This window comes from Butyricicoccus sp. AF18-9LB (assembly GCF_027684505.1).
Taxonomy (GTDB): domain Bacteria; phylum Bacillota; class Clostridia; order Oscillospirales; family Butyricicoccaceae; genus Agathobaculum; species Agathobaculum butyriciproducens.
Genome location: NZ_JAQCWA010000008.1, coordinates 2,051 through 22,502, shown reverse-complemented (window position 1 = coordinate 22,502; position 20,452 = coordinate 2,051). Strand labels below are relative to the sequence as shown.

General features: G+C 55.9%; 18 protein-coding genes and 1 other annotated feature. Of the genes, 4 read left to right on the top strand and 14 right to left on the bottom strand.

From position 1 onward, the window contains the following. Positions 1 to 3: 3 nt before the first annotated feature. The 3 genes from radA to PGY33_RS06655 are packed head-to-tail and all read right to left on the bottom strand — an operon-like array spanning position 4 to position 3,373. Complete coding sequence (radA, locus tag PGY33_RS06665) at positions 4 to 1,359, bottom strand: DNA repair protein RadA (RefSeq protein ID WP_110436803.1); 1,356 nt, start codon at positions 1,357 to 1,359, stop codon at positions 4 to 6. A gap of 10 nt (positions 1,360 to 1,369) precedes the next feature. Further along, positions 1,370 to 2,068 (bottom strand): N-acetylmuramoyl-L-alanine amidase, encoded by a 699-nt coding sequence (locus PGY33_RS06660; RefSeq protein WP_118480043.1) that lies wholly within the window; start codon positions 2,066 to 2,068, stop codon positions 1,370 to 1,372. Positions 2,069 to 2,119: 51 nt separating this feature from the next. Then, complete coding sequence (locus tag PGY33_RS06655) at positions 2,120 to 3,373, bottom strand: S-layer homology domain-containing protein (RefSeq protein ID WP_270477833.1); 1,254 nt, start codon at positions 3,371 to 3,373, stop codon at positions 2,120 to 2,122. 116 nt (positions 3,374 to 3,489) lie between these two features. On the opposite strand from PGY33_RS06655, the gene PGY33_RS06650 reads away from it, so the two are divergent. After that, positions 3,490 to 4,434, top strand: a complete 945-nt coding sequence (locus PGY33_RS06650) for an L-lactate dehydrogenase (protein WP_270477831.1) — start codon at positions 3,490 to 3,492, stop codon at positions 4,432 to 4,434. Positions 4,435 to 4,484: 50 nt separating this feature from the next. On the opposite strand, the gene PGY33_RS06645 is transcribed toward PGY33_RS06650, so the two are convergent. From PGY33_RS06645 to thiD, 7 genes are all read right to left on the bottom strand, one after another. Then, the gene (locus PGY33_RS06645; RefSeq protein ID WP_270477829.1) at positions 4,485 to 5,501 is read right to left on the bottom strand and encodes an ABC transporter substrate-binding protein; all 1,017 of its coding nucleotides are present in this window, start codon (positions 5,499 to 5,501) and stop codon (positions 4,485 to 4,487) included. 61 nt (positions 5,502 to 5,562) lie between these two features. Further along, complete coding sequence (locus tag PGY33_RS06640) at positions 5,563 to 6,312, bottom strand: ABC transporter permease (protein WP_118359346.1); 750 nt, start codon at positions 6,310 to 6,312, stop codon at positions 5,563 to 5,565. Then, positions 6,309 to 7,064 (bottom strand): ABC transporter ATP-binding protein, encoded by a 756-nt coding sequence (locus PGY33_RS06635; RefSeq protein WP_270477827.1) that lies wholly within the window; start codon positions 7,062 to 7,064, stop codon positions 6,309 to 6,311. The genes PGY33_RS06640 and PGY33_RS06635 overlap by 4 nt, the downstream gene beginning before the upstream one ends. Before the next feature lie 3 nt (positions 7,065 to 7,067). Continuing rightward, the gene (gene tenA / locus PGY33_RS06630; protein WP_270417902.1) at positions 7,068 to 7,736 is read right to left on the bottom strand and encodes a thiaminase II; all 669 of its coding nucleotides are present in this window, start codon (positions 7,734 to 7,736) and stop codon (positions 7,068 to 7,070) included. Positions 7,737 to 7,813: 77 nt separating this feature from the next. Continuing rightward, the gene (thiM, locus tag PGY33_RS06625; protein WP_270477824.1) at positions 7,814 to 8,641 is read right to left on the bottom strand and encodes a hydroxyethylthiazole kinase; all 828 of its coding nucleotides are present in this window, start codon (positions 8,639 to 8,641) and stop codon (positions 7,814 to 7,816) included. Continuing rightward, positions 8,638 to 9,147: an energy coupling factor transporter S component ThiW gene (thiW, locus tag PGY33_RS06620; RefSeq protein ID WP_116704920.1), complete on the bottom strand. Its 510-nt coding sequence runs from the start codon at positions 9,145 to 9,147 to the stop codon at positions 8,638 to 8,640. The genes thiM and thiW overlap by 4 nt, the downstream gene beginning before the upstream one ends. A 6-nt stretch (positions 9,148 to 9,153) precedes the next feature. Further along, positions 9,154 to 9,945, bottom strand: a complete 792-nt coding sequence (gene thiD / locus PGY33_RS06615) for a bifunctional hydroxymethylpyrimidine kinase/phosphomethylpyrimidine kinase (RefSeq protein WP_270477822.1) — start codon at positions 9,943 to 9,945, stop codon at positions 9,154 to 9,156. Between the two features lie 764 nt (positions 9,946 to 10,709). Here thiD and PGY33_RS06610 point away from each other — a divergent pair. Continuing rightward, a complete protein-coding gene (locus tag PGY33_RS06610; protein ID WP_118480027.1) occupies positions 10,710 to 12,446 on the top strand; it encodes a carbon starvation CstA family protein in 1,737 nt (578 codons plus the stop codon). Between the two features lie 165 nt (positions 12,447 to 12,611). Here the strand turns inward: PGY33_RS06610 and leuB are convergent, their stop codons facing one another. The 4 genes from leuB to PGY33_RS06590 are packed head-to-tail and all read right to left on the bottom strand — an operon-like array spanning position 12,612 to position 16,997. Further along, a complete protein-coding gene (gene leuB, locus PGY33_RS06605) occupies positions 12,612 to 13,688 on the bottom strand; it encodes a 3-isopropylmalate dehydrogenase (protein ID WP_118480025.1) in 1,077 nt (358 codons plus the stop codon). Positions 13,689 to 13,692: 4 nt separating this feature from the next. Beyond that, on the bottom strand, positions 13,693 to 14,184 hold the full coding sequence (locus tag PGY33_RS06600) for a 3-isopropylmalate dehydratase small subunit (protein ID WP_117488093.1): 492 nt from the start codon (positions 14,182 to 14,184) through the stop codon (positions 13,693 to 13,695). 17 nt (positions 14,185 to 14,201) lie between these two features. Further along, complete coding sequence (gene leuC, locus PGY33_RS06595; protein ID WP_181967635.1) at positions 14,202 to 15,464, bottom strand: 3-isopropylmalate dehydratase large subunit; 1,263 nt, start codon at positions 15,462 to 15,464, stop codon at positions 14,202 to 14,204. A 21-nt stretch (positions 15,465 to 15,485) separates the two neighbouring features. Continuing rightward, complete coding sequence (locus PGY33_RS06590; protein ID WP_118480023.1) at positions 15,486 to 16,997, bottom strand: 2-isopropylmalate synthase; 1,512 nt, start codon at positions 16,995 to 16,997, stop codon at positions 15,486 to 15,488. A 76-nt stretch (positions 16,998 to 17,073) separates the two neighbouring features. Then, positions 17,074 to 17,317, bottom strand: a binding site (T-box leader). Positions 17,318 to 17,844: 527 nt separating this feature from the next. Here PGY33_RS06590 and metG point away from each other — a divergent pair. Together metG and PGY33_RS06580 are read left to right on the top strand one after the other, a co-directional pair. Then, complete coding sequence (gene metG, locus PGY33_RS06585; RefSeq protein ID WP_117752003.1) at positions 17,845 to 19,779, top strand: methionine--tRNA ligase; 1,935 nt, start codon at positions 17,845 to 17,847, stop codon at positions 19,777 to 19,779. A gap of 203 nt (positions 19,780 to 19,982) precedes the next feature. Next, complete coding sequence (locus PGY33_RS06580) at positions 19,983 to 20,396, top strand: EamA family transporter (protein ID WP_117488099.1); 414 nt, start codon at positions 19,983 to 19,985, stop codon at positions 20,394 to 20,396. The last annotated feature ends 56 nt before the right edge of the window (positions 20,397 to 20,452 follow it).

The window sequence follows — 20,452 nt, the reverse complement described above, 5'->3', positions numbered from 1 at the left end:
TGCTCACAATACGGCACGAATCGCGTCACCGACGGTTTTCGCACGCACGATATTCATTTTCTGCAGCAGGTCCTCGTCCACATCCTGCATGGGCATGATGCAGGTGTGGAAACCAAGACGATATGCTTCATTGATACGCTGTCCCGGATTGGATACCGCGCGCAGCTCGCCGGTCAGACCGACCTCGCCGAAGCTCATGACGCCTTCCGGCAGCGGCTTGTCCCGAAAGCTGGATGCGATTGCCAGCACCATCGGCAAATCCACAGCAGGCTCGTCCAGCCGCATGCCGCCGACGACGTTGACGTACACATCGCTCGATGAGAGAAACAGCCCGCAGCGTTTTTCCAGAATGGCGAGCAGCAGCACCATGCGGTTGTAGTCCACGCCGGCAGCGGTGCGGCGGGGCACACCAAACTGCGTTTTCGCAGCAAGCGCCTGCACCTCGGCGAGCAGAGGACGGCTGCCCTCCATCACACAGGCAATGCAGTTACCTGACGCACCCTGCGGATGACCGGCCAGCATAGCCGCAGACGGATTCTGCACCTCGAGCAGACCGTGATCGCTCATCTCAAACACGCCGATTTCATTGGTCGAGCCGTAACGGTTTTTCGCCGCACGCAGACAGCGGAACGGACCGGCGGATTCCCCCTCGAAATACAGCACGCAGTCTACCATATGCTCGAGGATTTTGGGACCTGCCAGCGTACCCTCTTTGTTGACATGACCAACAATAAAAATCGTCACGTTGCGATTCTTCGCGTACTGCATCAGGCTCATCGCGCATTCCTTGATCTGCGTTGTACCGCCGGGAGCGGCAGTTAAATCACGCTTGTAGACCGTCTGGATAGAGTCCACGATCAGAATATCCGGCTCGAGCAGCTCGGTTTCGTTGATGATCTGCTCCATGTCGGTCTCTGCAAGGATGTACAGCTCGGGTGAAGAAATGTGCAGGCGTGCCGCACGAATTTTGATCTGCTTGAGCGATTCCTCGCCCGAAACATAGAGCACGCGTGCGTTTTTGCACATTTCCTGACACATCTGCAGCAGAAGCGTCGATTTGCCGATGCCCGGCTCACCGCCGACCAGCACAAACGAGCCGTGTACAGCGCCGCCGCCGAGAACGCGGTCAAGTTCACCGATGCCCGAATGGAACCGGCTCTCGTCTCCGGTATCAATATCCTTGAGCAGCGTCGGCCGCGATTCGCCGCGCTGAAATGTATTTGTGCCGCGTGCCGCCGAAACCGGCTTCTCCTTGAATTCGCTCATGGTGTTCCATGCGCCGCAGGACGGACATTTGCCGTACCATTTCGGACTTTCATATCCGCAGTCACCGCACAGAAAAACTGTCTTTTGCTTCATATTTCCTCCGTTACATTCCGCTCTGGCTGCGTAAATATCCGCAGATCACGGCGGCAGCAAGTTGTTTGTGATAGGCTTCGTCCCGCAGCCGCGCTTCTTCGGCCGGATTGGACAGAAAGCCGCATTCGATGATAACCGCCGGGCAGTCCAGCTTTTTCATCAGATAGATGGCGCTGTCTGCCTGTTTAGCCTTGCGATGATTCAATGGGTCGCAGCCGTCGATCAGGCACTGCTGTATCTGCTCGGCCAGCGGCTTGCTCTGCACATTCCCTGCCGAGTAGAACACCTGTGCGCCATGGTACTGTGCGTCACTGAATTTATTCAGGTGAATGCTCAAAAACACCGGTGACGGAATGCTGTTTACCAGCTTTTCTCTCGCCTTGATATCCGCGATTTTGTTCTCTCGCACCGTGCGGGAAGGGTCGTAATCAAGTGCATTTTCATCCGGCCGCGTCATAGCAGTCGGCACACCGAAGAAATTCGCCAGCACTTGCACCCGTTTTGCAATGCTCAAATTGATATCCTGCTCGGCGGTTCCATCCGCGCCGACCGCACCGCCGTCGAAGCCGCCGTGTCCGGCATCAATGACGAGCGTAACTTCGGTGTTCCCTGCCGTCTGCATTGCACGGGTTTTCTGCTCCATGCCAAAGCACAGCACCAGCGCGAGTGCCGCCGCGGCGCAAACGCCGCATTTCAGCCGTCTCTCCATCTCCGCACCTCCGTATTACACAAATATGCGAAAAAGGCGGAACTTATGCGTTTACTTGGGCGCGTTCAGCACAGCATCTGCACCGGTTTTGTCCAGTGTGCTGATGATAACAGGCTCTGCCGTCATGCCGTCCAGCGTGAAGGCTGCAGAAACGCTCTGCCTGTGAATTGTGCCGCCGCTGACCGACTGTGTTACCGTGGTCGGCTGCAGCCGGACGGCTTCGTCTAAATCACCCATTGCACTTTCGACCGACCAGAGCAGTTCGGTATACACGTTCGGCGTATCGGCACAGATAATGGTCCAGCTGCCTGCACGCTGGCTCAGCGAATCGACACACACCAACGGTACGCGGCCATACATCGCGGCAAGGCCCTCCTGCTCAGCAGCAGTCACCAGCTCTGCCGACCATGAGCCATTCAATTTGTGATACAGCGCACCGTCCGACAGATAACTCTGCGTCAGCAACTGCTTATCCGATGTATTCGGCGCGGAAAGCGTCATTTTGCGGTCGGTGAGCAGCTCGTTCTTCTCGCGGTCGAACACGGTGGTCTCACTCGTCTGCACCTGCATGACGGTCTTGCCGTCACGAGTTACAACCACCGGAGATGCAAGCTCGCTGTTGACCGAGTAATGCAGCAGAGCATCCATACCGGCGGTTGCCTCGCGGTACTGCGCGTAGGTCGAAAACAGATTCTGATACGATTTCGCGTTCGCTTCGGTTATCGCGTTTTCGCTGACAAGCTGGTCCAGCAGTGTGCCTTCACTGTTCTTCGGCGAAACGGACAGCGCCGTGTAGCTTGCCGCTGCAGCATCATCGCGCAGAAAATTCTGCGTGTTGATGATACCGGTGTCGTAAATACCCTGTTCACGAGCAGTCTCTATTGCGTTCGCATAGCTGAAATCCGCCGTATCCGAGTAGCCGAGCGCACGCAGCAGGAAGGTCGCGTACATCTGCGCGGTGCATTTGCCAGTCGGATTGAAGGTCGTCCGGCTCGTGCCGTTCACCAGACCGTTGCTGTACAGATACTGCACATACGGCTTTTCCCATCCCTTGAGATCGGTAAACGGTGCAGTATACGTCAGCGTCTTGACCTCAGCCTCCTTGCCGAGCAGCCGCACCAGCATGACAGCCGCTTCCGCTCTGGTCGGCGTGCGGTCAAGATCGTAGCCGTTCTGCGTGCCCTGAAACAGACCCATTTCGTGCAGCGAATCCGCACAATTCGTATAATTTGCCGCAAAGGCCGAAGCGGTCAGCATAGCAGCGGCAGCCGCGCCAACACAGACAGCGCGTAACCATTTATTCATAGCCCTATCCTCCTGAACTGATATTGCCGATAAAAATACAGTATAAGTATAGCACAAAGTCATGTGTTTTCCAACAACAAAACGGATATACTACTCGCAGAAGGAGTGTATCCAATATGACGAATATTCAAAAATGCGGCGTGATTGGTGTAGGCTTTGTCGGTGCGACCTGCGCGTACACATTGGCGGTTTCCGGACTATTCTCCGATCTGGTACTCGTGGATATGAACCGCGGCAAGGCTATCGGTGAGGCATCGGACATCAATCATGGTGTGGCGTTCAGCAAGCCGTGCCGCGTCACTGCCGGAGACTATGCTGACCTCGCCGAATGCGGTCTTATCATCATTGCGGCAGGCGCAAACCAGAAACCGGGCGAAAGCCGTTTGGAGCTGCTCGGGCGCAATAAAGGCATCCTGTCATCCATCATTGCACAGCTTACGGCAGTCAATCGTGAGGCGATCCTGTTGGTTGTATCCAATCCGGTCGATGTGCTGACCTGTCTGGCGCAGCAGTTGAGCGGCTTCCCTGCCGGACGTGTGCTCGGTTCCGGTACCGTGCTGGATACTGCGCGGCTCAAGTACCTGCTCGGGCAGCGGCTTGGCGTGGACAGCCGCAACGTGCATGCGTTTATCATCGGCGAGCACGGCGACAGCGAGCTGGCGGTATGGTCGAGCGCTAACATCTCCGGCGCCGATCTGGACGATTACTGCCGCATTGCCGGCATCACCAAGCCCACAGACGAGCTTTCCCGCATTTACGAGCATGTGCGCGATGCGGCTTACCAGATTATCGACAGCAAAGGCGCAACCTATTACGGTATCGGCATGGCGGTGCGGCGTATCGCGGAGGCCATTGTGCGCAATGAACATTCCGTGCTGCCGGTCACCTCGATGATTCACGGACACTACGGCGTGGACGGTATTTGTCTGGGTGTGCCGACTATCGTCGGACGAAACGGCGCGGAAGCCGTGCTGGATATTCCACTCTCCGAGGAAGAACTGGCACAGCTGCAGCGTTCCGCGGACACAATGCGCGAAATGATCGACAAGCTGGACGGATAACACAAAAGGGACAGAGCCAATGCTCTGTCCCCTGTTCTATATGCGTACTTTTAGAAGTCAAGGTTTACCATAACGTCGGAAACATCCGGCTTCTCTGCAATCAGGCCCTGATCGTACATCCAGTCAATGTTCTCCTGCCAGCACTGCTCGGTCTGAGAAAGGAACTTGGCGTCCTCGGTCTCCATGAGCGGCAGCAGCGTCTCACAGGACTTCTTCTCTACATCCGGATCAAGTGCAAAGTTTGCCTCGTCCTGATTGTCGAGCAGAACCTGCAGAACATCGTCGGTATTGCTCTTGAAGTCCTCAAAGCCCTTGCTGCAAGCGCGCAGGAAGCCCTTCAGCGTATCGGAATTGTTCGCAATCATATCATCGCTTGCGAGGAAAATACCTTCGTAATACTTCGGAACACCGTAATCATCCGGGAAGAAGTAATTGACCTCGAAGCCTTCCTTCTCCATCTGCGGTACCTCGTGGTTAACCAGACAGCCGATGGTTGCATCAACATTGCCGGTGGTCATCGAGCTCATCAGGTCGAAGCCAACGTCAACCATGTTCACGCTGTTCGGATCGGCACCGTTGGACTGCATGATGCTGCGGACCAGTGCCTCGGAAAGCTCGGTGCCTGCGTAGCCGACTGTTTTGCCCTCGAGATCCTGCGGCTTGGTGATGTTCTTGTCCTTGAGCGACAGGATGATGTTCAGCGGACCCTGAACTACCGCACCGATGGACTTGATCGGCACATTCTGCTCTGCGCGAGCCTGAATCACATCCTGCTGATAGTACAGACCGATATCTGCCTTACCGGCAGCAACCATGCTCATCGCATCGTTTACGCCTGCCGGAGACTGGATATCCACATCCAGACCTTCCTCGGCGAAGTACCCCTTCTCCTGTGCTTCGTACAGGAATGCGTGCAGAGCATTCGGATACCAGTCGAGCACAACGGTCAGGTGCTGCAGATCATCGCTGCCGCTGTTTGCCGCATCAGACTGTGCGGCGTTCTGTGCGCCACAGCCGGTCAGCAGCATGGTGCCTGCTGCCAGAAGTGCAAAAATACGCTTTTTCATATGTAATTTTCTCCTTATGTTAGAACAAAAATTTCGTTTTCTTAAAATTATGTTATCAAGATTATAAACTGCTGCGCCAGGTGATGATCTTCTTTTCCAGCCAGCTTACAATACCTACTGCGATCATCGCAACCACGCTCAGCAGTACGATCGGTGCAAACACGCCTGCGCCGTCCAGTTGCGTCATCATGCGGCGGCTGAAATAGCCAAGACCCGCCTGTGCGCCCAGCCACTCGCCGATAGCAGCGCCGATGATCGACATCGGGATCGCCATTTTGAGCGCCGAGAAAAAGTACGGCAGCGCTGCCGGGATCTTCAGCTTGAGGAAAATCTCCTTCTTGCCTGCGCCGAAGGTCTTGAGCATATCGATCATATCGGTCTTCGCTGAGCGGAAACCGTCAAACACGGTCATCGCGATCGGAAAAAACGTGATGAGCACGGTGACGAGCACCTTGCTCCAGATCGTGTAGCCAAACCAGAGCACAAACAGCGGCGCAAGTGCAGTCGTCGGAATGGTCTGTGAAGCGACGATGAGCGGGTACAGCATTTTCTCCGCCGACGGACTCGCGTCCATTACGATGGCGAGCAGCAGACCGAGCGCGATCGAGATCGCAAGGCCGACTCCGGTACACAGCATGGTGGCCGGCAGATGTGCGGTGAACAGCGGCTTGCGCAGCTCCCACAGGCGCACAAGCACTTGTGTCGGCGACGGCAGAATGTAGGCCGCATTCATGCCCATGGCTATGCACTGCCAGACGATGAGCAGCGCGAACATAAAGATCAGTGCGGGCAGATTTGCATTCTTTTTCATGCCTGCACCTCTTTTCTGAGCAGCGAAATCAGATTTTCTCTCAGCTCGAGCATCTTCGGGTCGGTCAGGCACGCACGCGTGCGCGGATACGGTGCAGGCACCTTAAACGAGTGCAGCTTGCGGATCGGTGTATCCTCCACGACCAGAACACGGCCGGACAGGAAAATAGCCTCCTCTACATCGTGGGTGATGAACAGGACGGTCTTGCTGTCCTGCTCCCACTGATCGAGCAGCCATTCCTGCATGGTAATGCGCGTGAGAAAGTCCAGTGCGGAAAACGGTTCATCGAGCAACAGCAGTTCCGAGCCGGTCAGCAGCGTACGCGCGAATGCCGCACGCTGACGCATGCCGCCGGAAAGCTCCTCCGGGCGCTTGTCGCCCCAGCCAGCCAAACCGACGTGCTCGAGCGTTTCCGCCGCACGCTTGTCCATCTCCGCGCGGGAAATGCCGCCGCGAATTTCCATCGGCAGACGCAGGTTTTCGTTCACCGTGCGCCACGGAAACAGCAGGTCGCGCTGCGGCATGTAGCCGCAGTAGCCGCGCCGTCCGTCGATGCTCTTGCCGTCCACCAGAATTTCACCGCTCTTGCGCGGCAGAAGCTGGTTGGTCAGGCGGAAAATGGTGGATTTGCCGCAGCCGGACGGCCCGATGACCGACACAAATTCTCCCTTCTCAAGATGGAAGGACAGACCGTCGATGATGTTAAAATCCTCACTGTCGTACTGAAAAACGACGCTCTGAAACTCCAGCATGGCTTACATCGCCTCGTTCCAGACCATGTCCCAGAACATGCCCTCGTAGCGCGAGCATGCGACGAAAATATCGGTCAGACGCGCAAGCTGCGGCTCGGTATAGCCCTCACTCAGGCGCTCCATATAAGCGACCAGCTTGCGGTTTTCTGCCGCATAGTCCTCGGATGCGTAGCCCTGTACCCACTCACCGTAGAACTCATGCTGATCGGCGTTCGGGTAGTTGGCGACGATCCACTTGGCGATGTATTCATAGCTGAGTGCACACGAAAGCACAGCCGCCATGATCTCCGCCGGACCTTCCTCGGCCGCAACAGCGCGCATGTATGAGGTGTAAGACTCGTTATTCAGCGATGGCTTGACGCGCTCTGCATCCTCCTCGGTGATGCCGAGACGGCCCATGTAGCCGCGGTGAATGTTCATCTCGCCGCCGAGAATATTCGCCACCGAGGTTGCGAACACGCGCATGATCTCGGGATCACGGGACTTGACAACGCCCTGCGCGAATACCTTTGCGTAATCAAACAGGTAAACATAATCCTGCAGAAGATAAAAACGAAATTTTTGAATGTCGAGGCTGCCGTCGGCAATACCGTGGACAAACGGATGGTTCAGATAGCCTTCCCAGATGTCCTGCGTTGCGGCAAGCAGTCTTTCGGTGGTTTTGTTGTTCAAGGTGGTACCCCCAATGAAAGTATGTTGATGATTTTCCTAAGACTGACGGCAAAATTCTGCCGGCAGCATTTTTCTGCTTACAGAATCTGCAAACAGAGGTTCGGCGTCAGCTCGTCCGCGTTCAGCAGACTTACCGCGTCGATCAGGCGCGTACGAAAGGAAGCGGTGCCCTCCATCTCTTTACGCACACGCGCCTCGGCTGTTTCTCCGCAATGCTTCATCACCTCCGATGCCGTGACTGCGGCTTCTAACAATATATCTGGATTCGCACCGCAGTATACGCCGGTCAGCGAGGTGAGCATACAGCCTGCGCCGGTGATCCGCCGCAGATACGTACTGCCGCCGCGTACCACTGCGGTACGGGTTCCATCGGTAATCACATCCATCGCGCCGGTGAGCATGACGACAGCTCCGGTCCGGCGGCTGAACGACCGCAGCCACGCTGCGGATTCCTGTAAATTGTCCTCGGTCACGCTGTCGAGCGCACTGGCTTCCACGCCGGTCTCCTGCTCGGCGCCGGCGGCGAGCGCCCGCACCTCGGATGCATTGCCGCGAATGACCGAAACAAGATTTTCACTTAGCAGACGGGAACACATTTCACGCCGGAGCGTGCTGGCACCGGCGGCTACCGGATCGAGTACGACCGGATTGCCGTTTCGCCTGGCAATCTTGGCTGCACGCAGCATGGCCTCCTGTGCACGGACAGCGCCCATGTTGATTACAAGTGCCTGCGCGTGCGAGGTAATCTCCTCGACCTCACGCTCATCCTGCGCCATAATGGCCGTGCCGCCTGCCGCAAGGATGATATTCGCACAGTCGTTGATGGTAACATTATTAGTGATGGAATGCACCATCGGTGTGCGGTTCTGCGTGTTTTCGAGAACGGTTTTAATGGTTTCGATCAATGCTTAGCACCTTCCAGTGCGCTGAGAACATGCGTGCGCTTGAGGGCGCTCAGCACCAGAACCGAAATCGCCGCACCTACCGCAGTGGACACGAGGAAGGACGGCACAAAGGTGAACAGAGCTGCCTTGGTATTGCCCATCACGAATGCGGCAATCGGGTAGGAAGCCAGACCGCCGAGAATGCCGGTGCCGAATACCTCACCAACGTAAGCGACCGGCAGCTTCGGGCAGGCCTTGTAGGCCAGACCGCACAGCAGCGCACCGATCATCGAGCCGGGGAATGCCAGCAGACTTCCCAAGCCGAGCACATTGCGAATCAGTGCTGCTGCAAAGCCCATGCCGAGCGCGTACCACGGGCCCAGCAGAACGGCGCCGAGCACATTTACCATATGCTGCACCGGCGAGCACTTTGCGCCAAGCACCGGTATGGAAAACAGGCTGCCAACGACTGCAACTGCGACGAGAACGCCTGCAATGGTCAGCTTACGGATAGAATTCTTTTTCATTGTCTTTCACTCCTCCGAAAAAATACGGCAAAAATGGTTGAGCGGACCGCAGCCATGCCCCAGACCGGGTGCATGACGGATAGCGTCGGTGACGTACTCTTTAGACAGCTTTACCGCTTCGGGCACGCTGTGGCCAAGCGCCAGATTGGATGCGATCGCAGAGGACAGCGTGCAGCCCGTGCCATGCGTGCTGGTGGTGTCGATCTGCTCAATCTCAATGCGGTGACAGGTCTCGCCGTCAAACAGTACATCCACCGCGCCCGCGATGTTCTTGCCGCCCTTGACTAGCACGTTTCTGCAGCCCTTGGCATAGATGCGGCGTGCCGCCTCCTCCATGTCCTCCGGCGTGCGGATTTCCATATCTGCCAGATACTGCGCCTCCGGTACGTTCGGAGTCAGCACCTCAGCAAACGGCAGCACGGTCTCAATAAGTGTGCCGACAGACGCCGGATCCATCAGCGGATCACCGTTTTTGGCGAACATCACCGGATCAATCACGATGTGCGCCGGCTTGTACTGTGCCAGCTTGCCGGCTACCGCCTTCATGCACTCCGGCGAGGACAGCATGCCGATTTTAACCGCATCCGGCACAATATCCTCAAATACGGCATCGATCTGCTCTTCGATCATCTTGGGACTGATGTCCTGAATGTCGATCACGCGTGCGGTGTTTTCCGCTACGACTGATACGATAACGCTCATGCCGAACACGCCGTGTGCCGCCATGGTTTTCAGATCGGCCTGTACACCTGCACCGCCGGAGCAGTCCGAACCGGCAATGGTAAGCACTGTTTTCATTCCTGTTCCCTCCAATTTTATCATCGCTGCCGGGAAAATAAAAAACGCCTCGTTTTCACCCTGCGGCAAAACCGAAGCACTCAATCCCAGCAATGCGACAGCTTCCCTACAATGGCATTAACCAACAGGTTCAAAAGGTTGGGTTTCTCGCCCTCTCAGCCGCTCATCACAGCACCCTTGCTTGTCTTTTATATAATATCAGTATAAGCCGTGTAAAATGCATTTGTCAAGTATAGAATCTTGCTGTATCTGATACGCCGTTAAAAAATAAACAAATTTTTATTTATCAATACTGCCGGATTTGCAGGTGTTGCCAAAATTGCATTTTTCGTCTCCTGTCCGGTTGACAAACGGCAAAAAGAGGTCTATCATACGAATCGTTCAGTAGCCAAATGCTTTGAACAGGACATGACGTATCCGTATCACCGCTCACAGAAAGCCGTCGGTCGTGCAAGACGGCAGCAAGGCACGGGTTCGCTATCCCCTGCGAGCAGCTTCGATCAAAGGCAATGCCGAGTAGTCGAGGCCGGATATCCACCGTTAACAGGAAAAGCCCTCCGGAAGAATGCGGTACCGGGCGGCAATGAGAGGTCGGCAGCGTACTGTCGGCAAGCAAAGTGGTAACGCGGAAGTAAATACAGCAATAATGTATATGCCTTCGTCTTTGCAGGATCATCTTCGTGATCCTCCTGCATGGACGAAGGCTTTTTTGCGTACCTTTGGCTGCGGAATCGCAAATCATTTCAAGAAAGAGACGAAAAAACATGAACACACTTGTAATCGTGCTGATCGCGGCTGTTGTTCTGTTCGGCGCGTACGTTTTCTACGGACGCTGGCTGGCGAACAAATGGGGTATCGACCCGAAAGCCAAGACGCCTGCCGTTGAATTTAATGACGGCAAGGACTTTGTGCCGACCAACGGCTGGACGGTATTCAGTCACCAGTTCTCCTCCATCGCGGGCGCAGGCCCTGTAACCGGCGCAATTCAGGCTGCGGCGTTCGGCTGGCTGCCGGTACTGCTGTGGGTGCTGATCGGCGGCGTATTCTTCGGCGCGGTAGCCGACTTCGGCGCGCTGTACGCTTCGGTTAAGAACAAGGGCAAGTCGATGGGTATGCTGATTGAGAAGTACATCGGCAAAACCGGCCGCAAGCTGTTCCTGATTTTCTCGTGGATCTTCTGCTGCATCGTTGTTGCGGCATTCGCAGATATGGTTGCGGGCACATTCAACGCCTACACTGTCACTGACGCAGGCGTTACCGAGCTGGCTGCTGCCGCAACCACCAACGGTGCGGCAGGCATGATCTCCATCATGTTTATGGTATTCGCGGTTGTGCTCGGCCTTATCCAGAAAAAGTTTAACCTGACCGGCTGGAAAGAAGCAGTTGTCGGCATTGTGTGCATCGTTGCCTCCTTTGCAATCGGCATGAACTGCCCGCTTATCTTCGGTAAGGCAGCATGGAGCTATATCACCTTCGTTTATATCTTCTTCGCCGCTGTCCTTCCGATGTGGCTGCTCAAGCAGCCGCGCGACTACATGACCACCTTCATGTTCATCTGCATGATCGCAGGCGCAGTTGTCGGTCTGGTTGTTGCACATCCGACTATGAACCTGCCGGTATTCACCGGTTTTACCAATGAGAAGCTTGGCACGATGTTCCCGATCCTGTTTGTAACCGTTGCATGCGGTGCGGTTTCCGGTTTCCACAGCCTGGTTTCCTCGGGTACGTCCTCCAAGACCATTGCGAACGAAAAGGACATGCCCAAGGTTGGCTACGGCGCGATGGTGTTGGAAAGCCTGCTGGCTGTTTTGGCACTGTGCGTTGCTGGTGCTGCTGCAGCAGCTGACGGTACGCCGGCAGCGGGCACGCCGTTTCAGGTATTCAGCAGCGGTGTCGCAGGCTTCTTCGAGATGTTCGGCGTTCCGGTTTATGTTGCCACTGCATTTATGACCATGTGCGTTTCTGCACTGGCGCTGACCAGTCTGGACGCGGTTGCGCGTATCGGCCGCATGAGTTTTCAGGAGCTGTTCTCCATCGATGACATGGAGCATGCCGAGGGCTGGCGCAAGCTGTTCTGCAACGTATATTTCTCCACGATTATCACGCTGGCATTTGGCTTTCTGCTTACCAAGATCGGCTACGCCAATATCTGGCCGCTGTTCGGTTCTGCCAACCAGCTGCTGAGCGCTCTGGTGCTTATCACGCTCTGCGTATTCCTCAAGGTTACCGGCCGCAGCAACAAGATGATCTTCCCGCCGCTGGTCATCATGCTGTGTGTTACCTTCACCGCGCTGGTGCAGCGTTTCCTTGCTATGGTAAAGGCGATCTCTGCTGCCGCCTCAACGGCTATTCCGGCCGGTGAGACCACTTGGGGAGCGGTATTCATCGCAAACGGTCTGCAGCTTATCCTTGCGGTACTGCTGATCGTACTCGGTCTGACGATCGTTATCCACTCGTTCAAGAGCTATGCCAAGAGCGAGAGAAACAGTGAGAACGCGTAAAGCCGATTCTCCATATAACAAAAACGGCTTCGAAAAACCGAAGCCGCGAGACTATCGAAAAACCCGGTTGCAGCCTAATCGCAACCGGGTTTCTTGATAGGAAAAAATTCACGGAGTAATTACGGATTACTCATTCCTGATTATTCTTAAGGCAACACCGCACAATTAAAGCTGCTCGCGGATCAGTGCACCCATCTCGGAGGTGGACAGTACCTTCTCGCCCTTTGCGGCGATGTCCGCGGTGCGGTGGCCTGCGTTGAGGACATTCTCAACAGCGCTTTCGATGGCGTCTGCCTCGTCCTTCAGACCGAAGGAGTAGCGCAGCATCATCGCGCACGACAGGATGGTCGCGATCGGGTTTGCGATGCCCTTGCCCGCGATGTCCGGCGCGGAGCCGTGGATAGGCTCATACATACCCTTGCCGCTCTCATTCATCGAGGCGGATGGCAGCATACCAATGGAGCCGGTGATCATAGAAGCCTCGTCAGACAGAATATCACCGAACAGGTTGCCGGTTACGATAACATCGAACTGACCCGGATTGCGGACAAGCTGCATCGCGCAGTTGTCAACATACATATCGGTGTACTCGACCTCCGGGTACTCGTCCTTGATGCGGTGCATGGTTTCGCGCCATACGCGGCTGGTTTCGAGCACGTTTGCCTTGTCTACCGAGCAGACCTTCTTATTGCGCTTCATCGCCATCTCAAAAGCACGGCGGCCGATGCGCTCTACCTCATAAACCGAGTAGTTCATGTCGTCTGCACCGGTCTCGCCCCAGCCCTTGTCGCTCTCGCGGCGGTAGTGCTTGCCGAAGTAAACATCGCCGGTCAGCTCACGGCAAACGAGAATGTCGAAGCCGTCACCAATAATCTCAGGCTTGATCGGGCACGCATCCGCAAGTGCCTTGTGCATCTGCGCCGGGCGCAGGTTGACGAACAGACCCAGTGCGGCGCGCAGACCGAGCAGTGCCTTCTCCGGACGCTTTGCACTCGGCACATCGTCCCACTTCGGACCGCCGACTGCACCGAGCAGAACGGAATCCGCGTTCTTGCAGATCTCGATGGTCTCATCGGTCAGCGGGATGCCGTTCTTGTCGATCGAGCAGCCGCCTGCGAGGACCTCCTGAAAACCAAACTTGTGGCCGAACTTCTCGCCGACCTTATCGAGCACGAGCATAGCCTCGGATACGATCTCCGGGCCGATGCCGTCACCCTTGACAACAGCAATATTGTATTCCATGGGATTATGCCTCTCTCTCCTTGAGCGACTTGAGCAGGCCGCCTGCCTTGATGATGTTCTGGATAAACGGCGGGAATGCAGCTGCCTGCCAGCTCTCGCCCTTGGTAACGTCGGTGATCACGCCGGTGTCGAAGTTGACCTCTACCTCGTCGCCTGCGTCGATGCCGTTGGCCGCTGCCTCGCACTCGAGGATCGGCAGACCGATATTGATGGCGTTGCGGTAGAAGATACGCGCGAACGAGGACGCGATAACGCAGGAAACGCCGTTCTCGCGGAGAACGAGCGGTGCGTGCTCACGGGAGGAGCCGCAGCCGAAGTTGCGGGTTGCGACAACGATGTCGCCCGGGTGCATATTCTTTACGAAATCCGCGTCGATGTCCTCCATTGCGTGGGTGGACAGCTCCTTCGGGTCTGCGATATTCAGATAACGTGCGGGGATGATAACGTCGGTATCGACATTATCGCCGTACTTGAAAACCTTGCCTTTTGCGTTCATGGTATGTGTTTCCTCCCTTACTTCAGGTCGTCCGGTGCGCAGATATAGCCTGCTACCGCACTTGCGGCAGCGACGGCCGGGCTTGCCAGATAAATTTCCGAGGTGATATGACCCATACGGCCTACAAAGTTGCGGTTGGTGGTGGAAACCGCCTTCTCGCCGTGCGCCAGAATACCCATATGACCGCCGAGGCACGGGCCGCAGGTCGGCGTGGAAACGATAGCGCCGGCCTGAATGAAGATCTTGGTCAGACCCTCCTCGATGCACTGCAGGTAAACTTCCTGTGTTGCGGGGATGATGATGGTGCGCACATTCGGATTTACCTTGCGGCCCTTGAGAATTTCGGCTGCAACGCGCATATCGTCGATGCGGCCGTTGGTGCAGGAGCCGATGACCGACTGCTGAACCTCAATATGGCCGAGGTCGTCAATGGTCTTGGTGTTCTCCGGCAGGTGCGGGCACGCGATGGTCGGACGGAGTGCAGACAGGTCGATCTCGATGGTCTGCTCGTACTCGGCGTCAGCGTCGGCCTCGAATGCGGTAACCTCGCGGTTTACGCGGCCCTTGATGTAATTCATCGTCTTGTCGTCTACTGGGAAGATGCCGTTCTTTGCACCGGCCTCGATGGCCATGTTGCAGATGGTGAAGCGGTCGTCCATGGACAGCGCGTGTGCACCCTCGCCGACGAACTCCATCGACTTGTACAGAGCGCCGTCCACGCCGATCTTGCCGATGATGTGCAGGATGACGTCCTTGCCGGATACCCACGGGCTCAGCTTGCCGGTGAGCACAAACTTGATGGCGCTCGGCACCTTGAACCATGCCTTGCCGGTCGCCATGCCTGCGGCGAGATCGGTAGAACCGACGCCGGTGGAGAATGCGCCCAGTGCGCCGTAGGTGCAAGTGTGGCTGTCCGCGCCGATGATAAGCTCACCGGGAGCGGTCAGGCCTTTTTCCGGCAGCAGCGCGTGCTCGATACCCATTGCGCCAACGTCGAAAAAGTTTACGATGTTGTACTTCTTGGAGAACTCGCGGCACTCGAGGCACTGCTCTGCGGACTTAATATCCTTGTTCGGTGCAAAGTGGTCCATTACCAGTGCGATCTTGGTGTTGTCGAACACCTTATCGAAGCCCGCCTTCTCCATCTCTCGGATGGCAACCGGACCGGTGATATCGTTTGCCAGCGTGAGATCTACGTTTGCCTCGATCAGCTGACCTGCCGTTACGCTTTCCAGACCCGCATGCTTTGCGAGGATCTTCTGCGTCATTGTCATACCCATAACAGCGTTCCTCCTGCTGAATTAGTCGTTAAAATACTTGTTAATGCCGTTGATGTACGCCTTGATGGACGCCTCCATAACGTCAACCGATACGCCGCGGCCGGTAACAACCTCGTTGCTGCCGTCTACGCGGATCTTGACAATAGCCTCGCTCTGTGCGTCCTCGCCGTCGGTCAGTGCGCGCAGCGAGTAGTCCTCCAGAACGATTTCCTTGCCGATGATCTTGTCGATTGCATGGAACGATGCATTGATCGGGCCGTCGGAAGCGGCAGCACGCTCAAACATCTCGTCGCCCTTCTTGACGCGGATAACAGCGGTAGAGGTAATGGTGTTGCCAGAGTTGATGACAAAGCGGTCGAGCGTGTAGCGCTCCTCGCCGGAAACCGGAACAGCACCGATCAGACCCTCGAGGTCGCGATCCTTGATGACCTTCTTCTTGTCGGCCAGAACCTTGAACTTCTCGAATGCCTTCTCGAGCTTCTCGTGATCGAGCGTGTAGCCCAGCTCATGCAGGCGCTCCTCGAACGCATGGCGGCCGGAATGCTTGCCGAGCACGATCGCGTTCTTCGGGATGCCGACGGATTCCGGAGTCATGATCTCGTAGGTTTCCTTGTTGGCCATCACGCCGTGCTGGTGGATGCCCGCCTCGTGTGCGAACGCATTTGCACCGACGATCGGCTTAGTCGGTGCAACAGCAACGCCGGTAATGGTCTGGATCATGCGGCTTGCGCGGTAGATCTGGGTGGTTTCGATGTTGCAGCCGATGCCGAAGTGGTCGGCACGGGTCTTGAGCGCCATGACGCACTCCTCCATGGAGGCGTTGCCGGCACGCTCGCCGATGCCGTTGATGGTGCACTCGATCTGGTCAATACCGGCTTCAACGCCTGCCAGAGAGTTTGCAACTGCCATGCCGAGGTCGTTGTGCATATGGCAGGACAGGATGACGTTCTCGATACCCTCGGTGTGCTCACGCAGGTACTTGATGCGGGAGGCGTACTCCTGCGGGATCATGTAGCCGACGGTATCCGGAATGTTGATGGTAGTAGCACCGGCCTTGATGGCGGTTTCAACGACGCGGCACAGGAAGTCGAGGTCGGAGCGGGTTGCGTCCTCAGCGGAGAACTCGATGTCCGAGCAGAACTTCTTGGCGAAGGCCACGTTATGTGCTACGGATTCCAGCACCTCGTCCGGCGTCATCTTCAGCTTGTACTCCATGTGTACCGGACTGGTTGCCAGGAAGGTGTGAATGCGGGCAGACTCTGCACGGCGAATGGAGTTCCATGCCGCCTCGATGTCCTGCTCACGGCAGCGTGCCAGCGAGCAGATGGTAGCGCCGCGTACAGTATCAGCGATTGCTGCGATAGCAGCAGCATCGCCGGGCGAAGCAGCGGCAAAGCCTGCTTCAATGATATCAACCTTGAGGGCTTCGAGCTGCTTTGCGACCTCGATCTTCTCATTCAGGTTCATGCTGCAGCCGGGAGACTGCTCACCGTCACGCAGCGTCGTATCAAAAATCTTAACTGTTCTTCCCATGGTATCTTGTCCTCTCCTATTCAGAATTTTACCGGGCTTACAGGGACAAAAAAAGCTTCGTCCCTTAATCCAATCATTAAGAGACGAAGCGAAAGCTCCGCGGTACCACTCTTGTTGCCGCAGTATGGTGCGACCACTCTATGCACATCTGACAATGCGCTCCCCTGTAACGGTGGGTATCCGTTCCCTCCTACCGGTCCGAAGGACTTTCAGCGGACAGCTCCCGGGCGAGTTTCACTGCTTCCTGACGCTGCCTTACACCAACCGGCAACTCTCTGCGGACAGGGGTGACAATTACTTTACCCGTTCATCACCTTTATCAATATGTTTTATATTAGACCTCTGAGCCACTGTTGTCAAGACTTTTTTTACTTGAGGCTGCGACGACCGGCCTTGCTGCACCGTAAACAGATTTGACAAACCTTCCCCGATATAGTAAAATAACATTGTATACAGGAAAACGCTGTTTTCCTGAGCACATCTGTTAAAAGCAGTGAAGAGAAGAGTACGCAGTGAGGTACGTCAAAGCGAGTTCCGGGCGGTGAAAGCGGAGCGCAGAGGGCACTGCCGAACATGGTCTTGGAGCTTCGCACCGAACCTGCTTTATAATAGTAGGCAAGGCTGCGGCGGCAAGGTCCTGCCGTTATCGAGGACGATGGGTAGCATCCTACCCGCTGAGGCGCCTTTCCGCGAGGAAGGCGTAAAGCAAGGTGGTAACACGGAAGGTTTGTCCTCCGTCCTTGCAGTGGCAAAATACAGGCCATTGCAGGAACGGAGGATTTTTTGTTCCCTGTTCCCCGCTGTTACGCATAAAACATATTTATATATGTAAGGAGAGAATACACGAATGGACAAGAAACCCTATTATATCTCGACGGCGATCGCCTATACCTCGGCGAAGCCGCACATCGGCAACACCTACGAGATCGTGCTGGCCGACGCTATCGCACGCTACAAGCGCATGACCGGTTACGATGTTTACTTCCAGACCGGTACGGACGAGCATGGTCAGAAGATTCAGGAGAAGGCCGAGGCAGCCGGCATTACGCCGCAGCAGCACGTTGATAAGGTTGCCGGTGAGGTTAAGACCATCTGGGATCTGATGAACACCACCTATGACAAATTCATCCGCACCACCGACCCGATGCATGAGAAAAAAGTGCAGAAGATCTTCAAAAAGCTTTATGATCAGGGCGATATTTACAAGGGTGCGTACAAGGGCAAATACTGCAAGCCGTGTGAGTCCTTCTGGACCGAAAGCCAGCTGAAGGACGGCTGCTGCCCGGACTGCGGCCGCCCGTGTGTAGACGCTGAGGAGGAGGCATACTTCTTCCGCATGAGCAAGTACGCCGACCGCCTGATGAAGCACATCGAGGAGCACCCCGAGTTCATTCAGCCGGAGAGCCGCAAGAACGAGATGGTAAACAACTTCCTCAAGCCGGGACTTCAGGACCTGTGTGTTTCCCGCACCTCGTTCAGCTGGGGTATTCCGGTAGACTTTGACCCGGGCCATGTTGTTTACGTTTGGCTGGATGCGCTTACCAACTATATCACCTTCTGCGGCTACGATCCGGACGGCAACCACGATGAGCACTACAAGAAGTTCTGGCCGGCGGACGTGCACCTGATCGGCAAGGATATCATTCGCTTCCACACGATTTACTGGCCTATCTTCCTGATGGCGCTCGGCGAGCCGCTGCCCAAGCAGGTATTCGGTCATCCGTGGCTGCTGGTCGGCGACGGCAAGATGTCCAAATCGCTCGGCAACGTTATCTATGCGGACGATCTGGTTCGCCTGTTCGGTGTGGATGCCATCCGCTACTACGTTCTGCACGAGATGCCGTTCGCAAATGACGGTGTGCTCTCCTACGAGCTGATCTGCGAACGCATTAACTCTGATCTGGCAAATGTGCTCGGCAATCTGGTCAACCGCACGATTGCCATGACCAAGAAGTATTTCGGCGGTATTGTTCCGGCGCCGACCGCACCGGAAGCACTCGACGACGAGCTGAAGGCAGTCGCACTCGGTCTGCCGGCGGCTGTTGAGAAGAAGATGGACACCCTGCACGTTGCAGATGCCATCGACGAGGTATTTGCACTGCTGCGTCGCTCCAACAAGTATATCGACGAGACCATGCCGTGGGCACTCGCCAAGGACGAGAGCAAGCAGGCGCGTCTGGGCACGGTGCTGTACAACCTGCTCGAAGCGATCCGCTTTGCCGCTGTTGAGTTGAAGCCGTATCTGCCGGACACCGCGGACAAGATTTTCGCACAGCTGGGTGTTGAAAACAAGGGCGTCGAGAGCCTGACCTCGTTTGACGGCATGCAGCCGGGTCAGCCGGTCGGCGAAGCCTCCATCCTGTTCGAGCGCATCGACATTCCGAAGAAGCTCGCTGAGATCGAGGAGGAAAAGAAGGCTGCCGAGGCAGAGCAGAAGCCTGCAGTTGAGTTCCTGCCGGATATCCCGTTTGACGATTTCTGCAAGGTCGATATGACGGTCTGCAAGGTACTCGCATGCGAGAACGTCAAGAAGAGCAATAAGCTGCTCAAGTTCCAGCTGGATGACGGCTCGGGCACGCCGCGTCAGATTCTGTCCGGTATTGCCAAGTATTACAAGCCGGAGGAGCTGGTCGGCAAGACGGTCGTCGCCGTTACCAACCTGCCGCCGCGCAAGATGATGGGTCAGGAGTCCAACGGCATGCTGCTTTCCGCCGAAAAGGACGAAAAGCTCAACCTGCTCATGCTGGACGACAGCATTCCGGCTGGCGCTAAACTGTGCTAAAATAAACACACTTTACAACGGATTCCGCAGGGCGGGGTGCCCTCACCCCGCCGCACATAAACGGGAACACTCGGTTGCAACGGCGGGCTGAGGGCAGCCCGCCCTACGAATGGGTTAACAGATGTGTTATCCCATGTATAATTTCGCACACACTACAATCAACAATTTAGGAAGCGAAAATTATGACAAGAGGGCGAAATGCAATGTGGATCATTTATGCGCTGCTCTCTGCGGTATTTGCCGCACTGACAACGATTTTAGCCAAAATCGGCGTGGAAAACGTGGACAGCACGCTTGCTACTGCTATCCGAACCGCTGTGGTGCTCGTGATGGCATGGGGCATGGTCTTCCTGCTGGGAAAACAGGGCGGCGTAAGCGCAATCGGCGCCAAAAGCTGGGTATTTCTTACCCTGTCCGGACTGGCGACCGGCGGCTCGTGGCTGTTTTACTACAAGGCACTGCAGATGGGAGAGGCTAGCCGTGTGGCTCCGATCGACAAGCTGAGCGTTGTTATCACGATGATTCTGGCGTTTGTTGTCCTGCACGAGACCGTGACGGTCAAGGGTGTGATCGGCGGCATTCTGATTGCGGCAGGCACGCTGTTTATGATTCTGTGATATATTTTAAGCAAAAGAGTTAAGGCAATACCGCATAATTGAACAAGAGTGATTTA

What these genes read in the sequence shown, in the direction of transcription:
- PGY33_RS06635 (WP_270477827.1), bottom strand. Translation starts at nt 7,064, where the DNA reads ATGCTGGAGTTTCAGAGCGTCGTTTTTCAGTACGACAGTGAGGATTTT.
- PGY33_RS06610 (WP_118480027.1), top strand. Translation starts at nt 10,710, where the DNA reads ATGAACACACTTGTAATCGTGCTGATCGCGGCTGTTGTTCTGTTCGGC.
- PGY33_RS06660 (WP_118480043.1), bottom strand. Translation starts at nt 2,068, where the DNA reads ATGGAGAGACGGCTGAAATGCGGCGTTTGCGCCGCGGCGGCACTCGCG.
- thiD (WP_270477822.1), bottom strand. Translation starts at nt 9,945, where the DNA reads ATGAAAACAGTGCTTACCATTGCCGGTTCGGACTGCTCCGGCGGTGCA.
- radA (WP_110436803.1), bottom strand. Translation starts at nt 1,359, where the DNA reads ATGAAGCAAAAGACAGTTTTTCTGTGCGGTGACTGCGGATATGAAAGT.
- PGY33_RS06590 (WP_118480023.1), bottom strand. Translation starts at nt 16,997, where the DNA reads ATGGGAAGAACAGTTAAGATTTTTGATACGACGCTGCGTGACGGTGAG.
- PGY33_RS06650 (WP_270477831.1), top strand. Translation starts at nt 3,490, where the DNA reads ATGACGAATATTCAAAAATGCGGCGTGATTGGTGTAGGCTTTGTCGGT.
- thiW (WP_116704920.1), bottom strand. Translation starts at nt 9,147, where the DNA reads ATGAAAAAGAATTCTATCCGTAAGCTGACCATTGCAGGCGTTCTCGTC.
- PGY33_RS06645 (WP_270477829.1), bottom strand. Translation starts at nt 5,501, where the DNA reads ATGAAAAAGCGTATTTTTGCACTTCTGGCAGCAGGCACCATGCTGCTG.
- PGY33_RS06600 (WP_117488093.1), bottom strand. Translation starts at nt 14,184, where the DNA reads ATGAACGCAAAAGGCAAGGTTTTCAAGTACGGCGATAATGTCGATACC.
- leuC (WP_181967635.1), bottom strand. Translation starts at nt 15,464, where the DNA reads ATGGGTATGACAATGACGCAGAAGATCCTCGCAAAGCATGCGGGTCTG.
- metG (WP_117752003.1), top strand. Translation starts at nt 17,845, where the DNA reads ATGGACAAGAAACCCTATTATATCTCGACGGCGATCGCCTATACCTCG.
- PGY33_RS06580 (WP_117488099.1), top strand. Translation starts at nt 19,983, where the DNA reads ATGTGGATCATTTATGCGCTGCTCTCTGCGGTATTTGCCGCACTGACA.
- PGY33_RS06640 (WP_118359346.1), bottom strand. Translation starts at nt 6,312, where the DNA reads ATGAAAAAGAATGCAAATCTGCCCGCACTGATCTTTATGTTCGCGCTG.
- PGY33_RS06655 (WP_270477833.1), bottom strand. Translation starts at nt 3,373, where the DNA reads ATGAATAAATGGTTACGCGCTGTCTGTGTTGGCGCGGCTGCCGCTGCT.
- leuB (WP_118480025.1), bottom strand. Translation starts at nt 13,688, where the DNA reads ATGGAATACAATATTGCTGTTGTCAAGGGTGACGGCATCGGCCCGGAG.